This is a genomic window from Kitasatospora sp. NPDC091257 (assembly GCF_044757675.1).
Taxonomy (GTDB): Bacteria; Actinomycetota; Actinomycetes; order Streptomycetales; family Streptomycetaceae; genus Kitasatospora; species Kitasatospora lactacystinica.
Genome location: NZ_JBIVVI010000113.1, coordinates 1 through 12,260 on the forward strand (window position 1 = coordinate 1; position 12,260 = coordinate 12,260).

Consider the following 12,260-nt stretch of genomic DNA (forward strand, 5'->3'; position numbering starts at 1 on the left):
CACCCCTGCTGACACTCTGTTGCGCTCCAGGGTATGCCGGGGTCCACCCGGTGGGCAGACTTTCGGACAACCGGAAACGCGCCACCGCTCTCGGGTGCCGCACAGTGACACAATGCCCGCTTTCACTGTGCGGCACCCGGTGACGTTGCATCAGGACGATAACAACACCGATCCGGTCACCGACCGCTCGGGTCCGCTCCGGGTCAGTCCTCGACGGGCTCCTTCTTCGCCTCCCCGGCCTCCTCCGGCTCCGGAAGCCCCAGGTGGGCACGGGCGGCGGACGGCCCGTCGGCGAGCAGGACGGCGAACCCGGCGTCGTCCAGGACCGGCAGGCCGAGCTGAACAGCCTTGTCGTACTTGGACCCAGGGTTGTCACCAGCGACCACAAAATCGGTCTTTTTCGAAACCGAACCGGTCACTTTCGCTCCACGCGAGGTCAGCGCCTCCTTGGCACCGTCCCGGGTGTGGCCGGCCAGCGTGCCGGTCACCACCACGGTCAGGCCCTCCAGCGGGCGCTCCGCCTCCTCCTCGTCCGCGAACTCCTCGGTGAAGCGGACGCCGTCCGCCTCCCAGTTCCGGAGGATCTCCTGGTGCCACTCCTCCGCGTACCACTCCCGGATCGAGCGGGCGATGGTCGGGCCGACCCCCTCGACGGCCGCCAGCTGCTCCTCGCTCGCCTCGAAGATCTTCGTCAGATCGCGGAACTCCCGGGCCAGCGCCTGCGCGGCGACCGGACCGACGTGCCGGATCGACAGCCCGTTGACGAACCGCCACAGCGGCCGCCCCTTCGCCACGCCCAGGTTGTCGATCAGGGCCTGGAGCGACTTCTTCGGCTCGCCCTTGGTGGTGGCGAAGAAGAAGACCTCCTTCTCCTTGCCCGTCCTGTCGTCCAGCTTCGGCATGCCGGTCTTCGGGTCCCGGACCAGCACCTTGATCGGCAGCAGCTTCTCCCGCGTCAGCCGGAAGATGTCGGCCTCGTTCCGCACCGGCGCCTCGGCCGGCTCCAGCGGCTGGGTCAGCGCGGTGGCCGCGACGTAGCCCAGCCCCTCCACGTCCAGGCACTGCCGCCCGCCGAGGAAGGCGATCCGCTCCCGGATCTGGGCCGGGCAGCGCTCCGCGTTCGGGCAGCGCAGGTCGATGTCGCCCTCGGCCATCGGCCGCAGCTCGCTGTCGCACTCCGGACAGTGCGAGGGCATCACGAAGGCCTGCTCGGTGCCGTCCCGCAGGTCGTAGACCGGGCCGAGGATCTCCGGGATGACGTCGCCGGCCTTGCGCAGCACGATCGTGTCGCCGAGCAGCACGTCCTTGGCCTTGACGACCTCCTGGTTGTGCAGCGTCGCGTACTGCACCATCGAGCCGGCCACCTTCACCGGCTCGGCCAGCACCGCGTACGGGGTGGCCCGGCCGGTGCGGCCGATGCCGACCTTGATCTCGGCCAGCTTCCCGGTGACCTCCTCCGGCGGGTACTTCCAGGCGATCGCCCAGCGCGGGGACTTGGAGGTGGCGCCGAGCCGGCCCTGCAGGGCGATCTCGTCCACCTTCACCACGACGCCGTCGATCTCGTGCTCGACCGAGTGCCGCTGCTCGCCGAAGTGCGCGATGAAGGCCCGCACCTCGGCGAGCGTCTTCACCACCTGGTTGTGGCGGGCGGTGGGCAGGCCCCAGTCGTGCAGCAGCCGGTAGGCGTGCGACTGGTTGTCGATGTCGAAGCCCACCCGGGCGCCGATGCCGTGCACCACCATGTGCAGCGGGCGGGAGGCGGTGACATGCGGGTCCTTCTGGCGCAGCGAACCGGCGGCGGCGTTGCGGGGGTTCATGAACAGCCGGATCAGCGCCCGGGGCCGCTTGCCCTCCTTGGCGCGCTCCTCGTTCTCCTGCCGGCGGCGCTCGTTCTCCTCCGCGAAGGAGGCGTTGAGCGCGTCGAACTCCTCGGTCGGGAAGTAGACCTCGCCGCGGATCTCCACCAGCTCCGGGATGTTCTCGCCCTTGAGCCGGTGCGGGATCTCCTTGATGGTGCGGACGTTGGGGGTGATGTCCTCGCCGACCCGGCCGTCGCCGCGCGTCGCCGCCTGCACCAACTGGCCGTTCTCGTAGGTGAGGTTGACGGCCAGGCCGTCCACCTTGAGCTCGCACAGGTAGTGGTAGTCGATGCCCTGCAGCTCGGTGGCGACCCGCTCGGCCCAGGCGGACAGCTCCTCGTCGTCCATCGCGTTGTCCAGGCTGAGCAGCCGCTCGCGGTGCTCGACCTCGGCGAACAGCCCGGTGGCCGCGCCGCCGACCTTCTGGGTCGGCGAGTCCGGGGTGACCAGGGCCGGGTGCTCGGCCTCGATCCCCTCCAGCTCCCGCATCAGCGCGTCGAACTCGGCGTCGCTGACGACCGGCGCGTCCTGCTCGTAGTACCGGGCCCGGTGGTCGGTGATCTCCTGCGCCAGCTCGGCGTGCCGCCCGCGCACCTCCGCCGGGACGTCCTCCCAGCCCTCGACAGCCGTCACCGCAAGCCCTCCTGCACTCTCATTCCGGGTTGTCCACCAGGCTCTGTGCCGCCCGCACCGCGGACGACAGCGCCCTGCGCGCGTACGCCGGGGAGGCCCCGGCCAGCCCGCAGGTCGGTGTCACCAGCACGCGGCGGCCCAGCAGCTCCGGGGCGAACCCGAGCCTGCGCCACAAGGTCCTGACACCCTGGACACTACCGGCAGGGTCGGACACCGCCTGGTCAGTGGCGGGGACGACACCGGCGAGGATCGTCGTGCCGCCCTCCACGGCCTCGCCGAGGTCGTCGTCCTGGCGCTCGGTGAGGAGCGAGAAGTCGAGGGAGATCCCGGCGACCCCGGCGCGGCGCAGCAGCGGGACCGGGACGTCCGGCGCGCAGCTGTGCACCACCACGGGCGCGTCGAGGTTCCGGATCACCTCGCGCAGCACCTCCTCGGCGACCTGCCGGTCGACGGCGCGCAGCCGCTGGAAGCCGCTGGCGGTCTTCACCGACCCGGCCAGGACGGCGGGCAGCGAGGGCTCGTCCAGCTGCAGCACGACCTCGGCGCCGGGCACCCGCCTGCGGACGTCCGCGAGGTGGCGGCGCAGGCCCTCGGTGAGCGAGCCGGCGATGTCGCGGCACGCGCCGGGGTCGGCGAGCGCCTTCTCGCCGTGCTTGAGCTCGATGTTCGCCGCCAGCGTCCAGGGGCCGACGGCCTGGACCTTGAGCGCGCCCTGGTGGCCCTGGGTGAACTCCTCCAGCGCGTCCAGGTCCTCGCCGAGCCAGGAGTGGGCGCGCCGGGTGTCCCGGCCCGGACGGTCGGTGAACCGCCAGCCGCTCGGCTCGGTCTGCGCGAACAGTTCGACCAACAGGCCGGCGCCGCGCCCGATCATGTCGGCGCCCGGCCCGCGGGCGGGCAGCTCGGGCAGGAACGGCAGGTGCTCCAGTGCCCCGGTGGAGGTCTTGGCGGCCTCCCGGGCGTCGGTGCCGGGCAGCGAACCGACGCCGGTGGCGGCGCCGCGCAGGTCGGGGAAGGTGTGTGGGGTGCTCACCCGCCCGAGCCTACTCAGCCGGACGGCCCCGGTGCCGGGCGCGGGGCTCGGTACCGGGGCCGCCGGGCACGCGGAGGCCGGTTCGACATCCGGTGCGCGCACGGAAAGTCGGACCGGCCGACTTCTCGTGCGGCGCGCTACCGCCCGGGGCGGACGGTGATGTCGGTGATCTCCGCGTCCCGGGAGGCGTCGAGGGCGGCGAGGATCGCCCTGGCGACGGACGCGGGCTCGATCCAGCGGCCGGCGTCGTACTCCTTGCCCTCCTGCTGGTGCACCTTCACCTGCATCGCGGTGGCGGTGCGGCCCGGGTAGACGGAGGTGACCCGGACGCCGTTGGCGTGCTCCTCGTGGCGCAGCGCGTCGGCGAGCGCCTTGAGGCCGTGCTTGCTGGCCGCGTACGCCGACCACTCGGCGTGGGCGTTGAGGCCCGCGCCGGAGTTCACGAAGAGCACATGGCCCTTGACCAGCCGGATCGACGGCAGCAGCAGGCGGGTCAGCTCGGCGGGGGCGACGAGGTTGACGTTCAGCGTCTCCTGCCAGGCCTTGGGGGTCAGGTCGCCGACCGGGCCGAGCTCGACCGTGCCCGCGACGTGCAGGAGGGAGTCCAGCTCGACCGGCAGCTGCTGGTGGCCGAAGGCCCAGGACAGCTTGCCCGGATCGCCGAGGTCCCCGACGAGGGTGCGGGCCCCGGGGAAGCGCTCGCGCAGTTGGGCGGCCCGACGGGCGTCGCGGGCCAGCAGCCAGAGCTCGTCCCCGCGCTCGGCGAGTCGCTCGGCGAGTACGGCGCCGATGCCGGAGCCGGCGCCAGTGATCAGATGTGCAGCCATGGTCGTGATCCAATCAGGCCTTGAGCTGGGCGAAAACCTCGGCGGGCGTGTCCGCGAAGGTGATCAGCTCGGCGAGCGGGCGCGGCAGGAAGCCCTCGGCGTCCATCCGCTCCATCTGGGTGCGCAGGCCCGCGTAGAAGCCCTCGGTGTCCAGGACCACCACCGGCTTGTCGAACATCCCGTGCTTCTTGAGCTCCAGCACCTCGGTGACGTCGTCCAGGGTGCCCAGCCCGCCCACCAGCACGACGATCGCGTCCGCCCGCGAGGCCAGCTCGGCCTTGCGCTCCGGCAGGTCGGCCGTCCACACCAGCTCGTCGGCGCCGACGTACGCCTTGTGCCGCAGCATCTCGACCATCACGCCGACGAGCCTGCCGCCCGCCGCCTTCACCTCGTCGGCGAGCAGCCCCATCAGCCCGGCGTTCGAGCCGCCCCACACCAGCGTGTGCCCGCCCTCCCCCAGGAGCCGGGCGAACTCCGCGGCGGGGGCGGAGTAGCGGTCGTCGAGCGAGTACGCGGAGCAGAAGACAGAGATATTCATAGTGCCGTCCGGTCTATCACGCCCCGCGGCGAGACTTCACCGGGGATTCCTCGCCGGGCGCGGGGCGGGCTCAGGCGGTGACGGCCGGGCGCTCGGTGGTGGCGATGGTGGCGGAGCCGACGACACGGGTGCCGTCGTAGATCACCACGGCCTGGCCGGGGGCGATGCCCCGCACCGGCGTGTCCAGTTCCACCCGCAGCTCGCCGTCGACGACCGAGGCGCTCACCGGCACCTCCTCGCCGTGGGCGCGCAGCTGGGCGGTGTAGCGGCCGTCCGCCAGGGGCTCGGTGCCGCACCAGCGGGGGCGGATGGCGGTCAGCCCGGTGACGTCGAGGCCCTCGACCGGGCCGACCGTGACGGTGTTGTTCACCGGGGAGATGTCCAGCACGTAGCGCGGCTTGCCGTCGGCCGCCGGGCGGCCGATCCGCAGGCCCTTGCGCTGGCCGATGGTGAAGCCGTACGCGCCGTCGTGCTCGCCGAGCTTGGTGCCGTCGACGTCGAGGATGTCGCCGGTGGCGGTGCCGAGGTGCTGGGCCAGGAAGCCCTGGGTGTCGCCGTCGGCGATGAAGCAGATGTCGTGGCTGTCGGGCTTCTTGGCGACGGCCAGGCCGCGGCGCTCGGCCTCGGCCCGGATCTCCTCCTTGGTGGTGTCACCGAGCGGGAAGAGCGAGTGGGCGAGCTGGTCGGCGTCGAGCACGCCGAGGACGTAGGACTGGTCCTTGGCGCCGTCCACGGCCCGGTGCAGCTCGCGCGAGCCGTCCGGCAGGTCGACGATCCGGGCGTAGTGGCCGGTGCAGACGGCGTCGAAGCCGAGCGCGATCGCCTTGTCCAGCAGCGCCGCGAACTTGATCTTCTCGTTGCAGCGCAGGCACGGGTTGGGCGTGCGCCCGGCCGCGTACTCGGCGACGAAGTCGTCGATGACGTCCTCGCGGAAGCGCTCGGCGAGGTCCCAGACGTAGAAGGGGATGCCGATCACGTCGGCCGCCCGCCAGGCGTCCCGGGAGTCCTCGATGGTGCAGCAGCCGCGCGCGCCGGTCCGGAAGGACTGCGGGTTGGCGGAGAGCGCCAGGTGGACGCCGGTCACCTCGTGCCCCGCTTCGACGGCGCGGGCGGCGGCGACGGCGGAGTCGACTCCGCCGGACATCGCCGCGAGCACGCGCAGACGGCCGGTGGACGGAGTGGTCGGGGCACCCGGGAAGTCAGTCATGATGGCAACAAGGGTACGGGGTGGCCCGCCTGTTCCCGGAGCCGAGATCAGCGCCGCACCGACGCCAGCCCCGCGTTGCGCGCCCGCTCGACGACCGGCCCGATGGCCTTCCCCAGCGCCGTGACGTCCTCCGGCACCGAGGTGTGCCCGAGCGAGAACCGCAGTGAGGCGCGCGCCAGCAGCGGGTCGACGCCCATCGCGAGCAGCACGTGGCTGGGCTGCGGCACCCCGGCCGAGCAGGCGGAGCCCGTCGAGCACTCGATGCCCTGGGCGTCCAGCAGCATCAGCAGCGCGTCGCCCTCGCAGCCGGGGAAGGAGAAGTGCGCGTTGGCGGGCAGCCGGCCCTCGGCCGACGGGTCTCCGTTGAGGATCGCGTCCGGTACGGCGGCCAGCACCGACGCCACCAGCTCGTCCCGCAGCGCGCCGAGCGTGACCGCGTGCTCGGACCGCCGCTCGACGGCGAGCGCCGCGGCGGCCGCGAAGCCGGCCGAACCGGGGGCGTCGAGGGTGCCGGAGCGCACGTCGCGTTCCTGCCCGCCGCCGTGCAGCAGCGGTACGGGCGCGGCGCCCCGGGAGAGCAGCAGGGCGCCGATGCCGAACGGGCCGCCGATCTTGTGCCCGGTGACGGTGAGCGCGGTGAGGCCGGACTCGGCGAAGGAGACCGGGACCTGACCGAGCGCCTGCACGGCGTCGGCGTGCACCGGGATGCCGTACTCGGCCGCCACGGTGGTCAGTTCGCGCACCGGCTGGACGGTGCCGACCTCGTTGTTGGCCCACATCACGGTGACCAGCGCCACCGACGCCGGGTCGCGTTCGATCGCCGACCGCAGCGCCTCGGGGTGCACCCGGCCGTACCCGTCCACCGGCAGGTACTCGACCTCGGCGCCCTCGTGCTCGGAGAGCCAGTGCACCGCGTCCAGCACCGCGTGGTGCTCGACCGGGCTGCACAGCACCCGGGTGCGGGCCGGGTCGGCGTCCCGGCGGGCCCAGTACAGGCCCTTGACCGCCAGGTTGTCGGATTCGGTGCCGCCGCCGGTGAGCACGATCTCGCTGGGGCGGGCGCCCAGCGATTCGGCCAGCGATTCCCGGGACTCCTCGACCACCCGGCGGGCCCGGCGGCCGGCCGCGTGCAGGGCCGAGGCGTTGCCGACCACCCCCAGGTGCGCCGTCATCGCGGCGATCGCCTCGGGCAGCATCGGCGTGGTCGCCGCATGGTCCAGGTATGGCATAACCATCCGATTGTAGAGCGCGGCACCTCAGGGGGTTCCGGGGCGGGGCAGTTCCAGCCACTCACGGCCGGCACCGGCCGGCACCGGCCCGGACGCACCGCGGACGAACCACGGGCGCGGCGCACCGCGGACGCACCACTGCCGGACGGCCGCGTCCGGCAGTGGTTTGTACCACTGAGCCACCCAGCGGTTAGCCTGACGCCATCAGTCAGCCGGATCCACAGGAAACGCCATGTCGCAGTCGGTCGACCGCGCGCTGACCCTGCTCGACGCACTCGGCGACGCGCCGCTCTCGCTGGAGCAGGCCGCCAGCAGCCTCGGGGTGCACAAGTCCACCGCCCTGCGGCTGCTGCGCACCCTGGAGGAGCACGGCTTCGCCCGCCGCCAGCCGGACCTGCGCTACCGGCTGGGCGGCCGGGTGCTCTCGCTGGCCCACCGCGCGCTGGAGGACTTCGACGTCCGGCAGGTCGCCGCGCCGTACCTGGCCGCGCTCAACGCCCGCTGCGGCTACACCGTCCGGCTCGCCGTGCTGCACGACGGCGAGGTGCTCTACCTGGACGAGGTGGCCGGGTTGCCGGGCGCCGAGCCGTCCCGGATCGGGCGCCGGGCCCCGGTGGACGGGACGGCGGTCGGCCGGGTGCTGCTCGCCGGGCTGTCGGCGGACGGCGTCCCCGAGGAGCCCGAGCTGGCGGCGGTGCGCCGCCGGGGCTGGGCGGCCGAGTCCTGCGAGCACCGGGAGCCGGTGACCTGCGTGGCCGCGCCGGTCGCGGGCAGCGGCGGACGGACGGTCGCGGCCTGCGCGCTGAGCGCCCCGGCGAGCGAGGTGCCGCCCGGCGAACTGGCCCGGATGGTGCCGGAACTGCTCTGCACAGCCGAGGCGATCTCGCTCGCGTACGGCGGCTCGCCTACTCCTCGCTGGTGCGAGAACCGTTGCGGTGCCAGGCCCGCGGGGCACGCCAGCCGTACTTCAGCGCGAGCATCCGCAGCCCGAAGGCGGTGAGCGCGGCCGCGGTTCCGGTGATGCCGGTGAGGCGGTCCGCGCCGATCAGCAGCGCGACCAGGGTGGCACCGACCAGGGCCGGGACGGCGTAGATCTCCCGGTCCCAGCGCAGCAGCGAGGGGATCTCCCCGGCCAGCACGTCGCGGATCACGCCGCCGCCGGCCGCGGTCACCATGCCGAGCGCGATCGCCGCGACCGCGCCGAGCCCGAAGTCGTGGGCCTTGGCGGTGCCGGTCACGCAGAACAGCCCGAGCCCGAGCGCGTCCAGGGTCTGCACGGCCCGGTTGATCCGCTCGACCTCCGGGTGCAGGAAGAACACCACCAGCGCGGCGGCCAGCGGGGTCACGAAGTAGCCGAGGTTGGTGAACGCGGCGACCGGGGTGGCGCCGATCACCAGGTCGCGCATCACGCCACCGCCGAGGGCGGTGACCTCGGCCAGCACACAGATCCCGAAGATGTCCATGTTCTTGCGGACGGCGAGCAGGCCCCCGGAGAGGGCGAAGACGAAGATGCCGACGAGGTCCAGCGACTGCTGCACGTCGGTCGGGAAGAGCTGGGATGTCACCGTCCATGTGTACCTGATTCGCGCAGGTGTTCCATCGAACGTCCGTGCTCCGGATCCGAACGCACCGCCGGAACGGCGGCCAACCCCTTGTGCGCCGTGGGGCCGAACCGGTTCGGCTAGCCTCCGCCTGTGAAGCTCGCGAAGCCCGGGTCAGCCCCGAAGCCGCCGCCGAAGCCGCCGAAGTCGCCGAAGTCGCCCACGCCGACCCGGTCGTCGAAACCGCCCGGGTCGCCGGGCTCCCCCGCCTCCGCCCGGCTCGGCTGGCTCGACGCGCTGCGCGGCATCGCCGCCCTCGCCGTCGCCATGCACCACTTCGGGCTGCTCGGCAAGATCCCGCACGCGGGCGGGGTGCCGCGCCACCTGGACCTCGGCTTCTTCGGCGTGATGCTGTTCTTCCTGGTCAGCGGGTACATCATCCCGGCCTCGCTGGAACGCCGGGGCGACGTCCGGGCGTTCTGGACGGGACGGCTCTTCCGCATCTACCCCGCGGTGGTCGTCACGGTGGTGGCGAGTCTGCTGGTGCTGCCCCGCAGCGGCCAGATCGTCCAGAGCTTCCCCTTCGACCACCCGGTGCTGTCGCTCGCCGCCAACGGCCTGCTGCTCCAGGACCTGCTGGGGGTGCCCAGCACCATCGGGGTGATGTGGTCGCTCACCTACGAGATGGTCTTCTACTCCTTCGCGTGCGCCCTGTTCGTGCGGGGGTGGCACCGGCACAGCGCGCCGATCGCGGTCGGCTTCGCGTCCGTCGCCCTGGTCCTCGGCACCTGGCTGCCGATCGGCGGGATCTCGGTGGACCTGGCGGCCACCGGGCACCTGGTGGCGGCGGCCGGGATCGTGGTGCTGATGGCGGCGGCCTGCATCGCCACCGCCCGCCCGGACCTGACCCGTTGGGGCGCGCTGCTGCTCGGCGGCCTGGGCCTGGTCCTGATCACGCTGAACAACCGGACCACCGGCTTCGAGACCATGCTGATCTTCGCGACCATGTTCGCCGGCACCGTGCTGTACCGGCTGGAGCACGGCCTGCTCGATCGGCTTCCGGCCCTGCTCTGCTGCGGCTTCGTGATCGTCACCGGCGTCACGGTCGGCTACCTGTACAACCGCGACACGGCGCTCCGGCACACCTGGACGCCCTCGTGGGAGTCCTTCTCGTCCGCCTACCTGGCCGCCTGGGCCCTGTTCGCGGCCGCCATGCTGCTGCGCCGCCGCCGCTTCCCCCGCTGGCTCAGCGGGCTCGGCACGATCAGCTTCTCGGTCTACCTGCTGCACGGCCCGCTGATGTACTTCCTCGGCTGGAAACTGCGGGACTACCCGCCGATCGTCGGGCCGAAGGGGCAGGCCGCGCTCACCCTCGGCTACCTGGGGGCGGTCGTGGTGCTCGCCTGGCTGTCGTACCGGCTGGTCGAGATCCCGTTCCAGAACCTGGGCCGCAGGGCGGTCCGGGCGCTGGACCGCCGCTTCCCGGCCCCCGCCCCGACGCCGCTCGCCGCGGCCGCCCCGGGCCCGCGCGTGCCGGAGCCGGAGCCGGCCGCCGGCGTCTGAGGCGCGGACCGCCAAGAGGCCGCCCGTCCCCGGAAGTCCGGGGGCGGGCGGCCTCCTGCGTACGTGCGAGGGCCTCAGGCCGTGGCGCCGGCCGACGCCTTCTCCGGAGCGTTCTCCGGGAAGTGGCAGGCCACCTGGTGCCCGGTCGCCAGCACCGTCAGCGGCGGCTCCTGGCTCGCGCACACGTCCTGCGCCTTCCAGCACCGGGTGCGGAAGCGGCAGCCGCTGGGCGGGTTGATCGGCGAGGGGACGTCGCCCTTGAGCAGGATGCGCTCGCGGCCCGCGCGCTGGCGGCGGCGCGGGTCGGGGACGGGCACGGCGGACATCAGCGCGTTGGTGTACGGGTGCATCGGGCTGCGGTAGAGCGAGTCCCGGTCGGCGATCTCCACGATCTTGCCGAGGTACATCACCGCGACCCGGTCCGAGACGTGCCGGACCACCGAGAGGTCGTGCGCGATGATCAGGTAGGTCAGCCCGAGTTCCTGCTGGAGGTCGTCCAGCAGGTTGACCACCTGCGCCTGGATCGAGACGTCCAGCGCGGAGACCGGCTCGTCCGCGACGATCATCTTCGGCTTCAGCGCGAGCGCCCGGGCGATGCCGATGCGCTGGCGCTGGCCGCCGGAGAACTCGTGCGGGTAGCGGTTGTAGTGCTCGGGGCTGAGCCCGCACAGTTCCAGCAGTTCCTGGACGGCCTTCTTGAGCCCGCCCTCCGGCACCGCGTTCTGGAGCTTGAAGGGCGCGCCGACGATGGTGCCGACGGTGTGCCGGGGGTTCAGCGAGGAGTACGGGTCCTGGAAGATCATCTGGATGTCGCGGCGCAGCGGCCGCATCGCCCCGACGCCCAGGTGGGTGATGTCGGTGCCCTCGAACTCGATGGTCCCGCCGGTCGGTTCGTCGAGCCGGGTGACCAGTCGGCCCATGGTCGACTTGCCGCAGCCGGACTCGCCCACGACGCCCAGGGTCTCGCCGGCGTTGACCGTGAAGTCGATGCCGTCGACGGCCCGCACCGCGCCGGTCTGGCGCCGCAGCAGCCCGCCGCGGATCGGGAAGTGCCGGGTCAGGCCGGCCACCTTCAGCAGCGGCTCGCGGCCGGGGGCGGGTGCCGGCGACGGGATCGTGGCCGCCTGAGTGTCCGTCATCGGTTCTCTCCAGAAAGGTGGTACGAGGCCGGGCTCACAGCCGGGGCGCGATCTCTTCGGCGAAGATGCGGTGCCGCTCGTCGGCCGCCAGGTGGCAGGCCGCGAAGTGCCCGGGCGCGGCCTCGGCCAGCACCGGAAGCTCGCCGGTGGAGCGCCCGCCGGTCAGGTCGGCGTACGGGCAGCGCGGGTGGAAGGCGCAGCCGGACGGCACGTTGATCAGGCTGGGCGGGGTGCCCTTGACCGGCACCAGCCGGTCCTGGAGTTCCCGGTCCAGCCGCGGCATCGACCCCAGCAGGCCCCAGGTGTAGGGGTGTTCGGGCGCGTCGAAGAGGGTCTCGGCCGGGCCGCGCTCGACGCACTTGCCGCCGTACATGACCAGGATGTCGTCGGCCAGCTCGGCGACCACCCCGAGGTCGTGGGTGATGATGATGACGGCGGAGCCGAACTCCTCCTGGAGGTCGCGGATGAGGTCCAGGATCTGCGCCTGGACGGTGACGTCCAGGGCGGTGGTGGGCTCGTCGGCGATCAGCAGCGAGGGGTCGTTGACCAGCGCCATGGCGATCATGGCGCGCTGGCGCATGCCGCCGGAGAACTGGTGCGGGTAGTCGTCCACCCGGCGGTCGGGCTGCGGGATGCCGACCCGGTCGAGCATTTCGATCGCCCGGGCCCTGGCCTGCTTCTTGGAGGCCTGGGG

General features: G+C 72.9%; 11 protein-coding genes. 2 read left to right on the forward strand and 9 right to left on the reverse strand.

Annotated features, from left to right (window positions below):
- Positions 1-203: 203 nt before the first annotated feature.
- The 6 genes from ligA to ACIQOV_RS08015 all read right to left on the reverse strand — a co-directional run bounded on the left by ligA (position 204) and on the right by ACIQOV_RS08015 (position 7,323).
- On the reverse strand, positions 204-2,492 hold the full coding sequence (gene ligA, locus ACIQOV_RS07990) for an NAD-dependent DNA ligase LigA (RefSeq protein ID WP_401046165.1): 2,289 nt from the start codon (positions 2,490-2,492) through the stop codon (positions 204-206).
- 19 nt (positions 2,493-2,511) lie between these two features.
- Positions 2,512-3,522, reverse strand: coding sequence for a methionine synthase (locus ACIQOV_RS07995; RefSeq protein ID WP_380538112.1), 1,011 nt, complete (start codon positions 3,520-3,522; stop codon positions 2,512-2,514).
- 137 nt (positions 3,523-3,659) lie between these two features.
- Entirely contained in the window at positions 3,660-4,349 is a 690-nt protein-coding gene (locus ACIQOV_RS08000; RefSeq protein ID WP_401046168.1) for an SDR family oxidoreductase, read from the reverse strand.
- A 13-nt stretch (positions 4,350-4,362) separates the two neighbouring features.
- Positions 4,363-4,887, reverse strand: coding sequence for a TIGR00730 family Rossman fold protein (locus ACIQOV_RS08005; RefSeq protein ID WP_401046170.1), 525 nt, complete (start codon positions 4,885-4,887; stop codon positions 4,363-4,365).
- Positions 4,888-4,957: 70 nt separating this feature from the next.
- Complete coding sequence (gene mnmA / locus ACIQOV_RS08010) at positions 4,958-6,094, reverse strand: tRNA 2-thiouridine(34) synthase MnmA (RefSeq protein WP_401046172.1); 1,137 nt, start codon at positions 6,092-6,094, stop codon at positions 4,958-4,960.
- 47 nt (positions 6,095-6,141) lie between these two features.
- Complete coding sequence (locus ACIQOV_RS08015) at positions 6,142-7,323, reverse strand: cysteine desulfurase family protein (RefSeq protein WP_401046174.1); 1,182 nt, start codon at positions 7,321-7,323, stop codon at positions 6,142-6,144.
- Between the two features lie 232 nt (positions 7,324-7,555).
- Between ACIQOV_RS08015 and ACIQOV_RS08020 the strand changes: the two genes are divergently transcribed.
- Complete coding sequence (locus tag ACIQOV_RS08020; protein WP_359901515.1) at positions 7,556-8,323, forward strand: IclR family transcriptional regulator; 768 nt, start codon at positions 7,556-7,558, stop codon at positions 8,321-8,323.
- Here ACIQOV_RS08020 and ACIQOV_RS08025 read toward each other — a convergent pair.
- Complete coding sequence (locus tag ACIQOV_RS08025; RefSeq protein WP_380538123.1) at positions 8,229-8,888, reverse strand: trimeric intracellular cation channel family protein; 660 nt, start codon at positions 8,886-8,888, stop codon at positions 8,229-8,231. The genes ACIQOV_RS08020 and ACIQOV_RS08025 overlap by 95 nt on opposite strands.
- Before the next feature lie 129 nt (positions 8,889-9,017).
- On the opposite strand from ACIQOV_RS08025, the gene ACIQOV_RS08030 reads away from it, so the two are divergent.
- Positions 9,018-10,427 carry an acyltransferase family protein gene (locus ACIQOV_RS08030; RefSeq protein ID WP_401046175.1) on the forward strand — a complete coding sequence of 470 codons (1,410 nt, stop codon included), beginning with the start codon at positions 9,018-9,020 and terminating at the stop codon, positions 10,425-10,427.
- A 74-nt stretch (positions 10,428-10,501) separates the two neighbouring features.
- Here the strand turns inward: ACIQOV_RS08030 and ACIQOV_RS08035 are convergent, their stop codons facing one another.
- Positions 10,502-11,566, reverse strand: coding sequence for an ABC transporter ATP-binding protein (locus tag ACIQOV_RS08035; protein ID WP_380538127.1), 1,065 nt, complete (start codon positions 11,564-11,566; stop codon positions 10,502-10,504).
- A 34-nt stretch (positions 11,567-11,600) separates the two neighbouring features.
- Positions 11,601-12,260, reverse strand: a 660-nt coding sequence (locus tag ACIQOV_RS08040) for an ABC transporter ATP-binding protein (protein ID WP_401046179.1), incomplete at its 5' end; no start/stop codon positions are given.

Bases quoted from the DNA above. Each gene is read 5' to 3' on its own strand.
- ACIQOV_RS08000 (WP_401046168.1), bottom strand. From the start codon at position 4,349: ATGGCTGCACATCTGATCACTGGCGCCGGCTCCGGCATCGGCGCCGTA.
- ACIQOV_RS08035 (WP_380538127.1), bottom strand. From the start codon at position 11,566: ATGACGGACACTCAGGCGGCCACGATCCCGTCGCCGGCACCCGCCCCC.
- ACIQOV_RS08015 (WP_401046174.1), bottom strand. From the start codon at position 7,323: ATGCCATACCTGGACCATGCGGCGACCACGCCGATGCTGCCCGAGGCG.
- ACIQOV_RS08020 (WP_359901515.1), top strand. From the start codon at position 7,556: ATGTCGCAGTCGGTCGACCGCGCGCTGACCCTGCTCGACGCACTCGGC.
- mnmA (WP_401046172.1), bottom strand. From the start codon at position 6,094: ATGACTGACTTCCCGGGTGCCCCGACCACTCCGTCCACCGGCCGTCTG.
- ACIQOV_RS08005 (WP_401046170.1), bottom strand. From the start codon at position 4,887: ATGAATATCTCTGTCTTCTGCTCCGCGTACTCGCTCGACGACCGCTAC.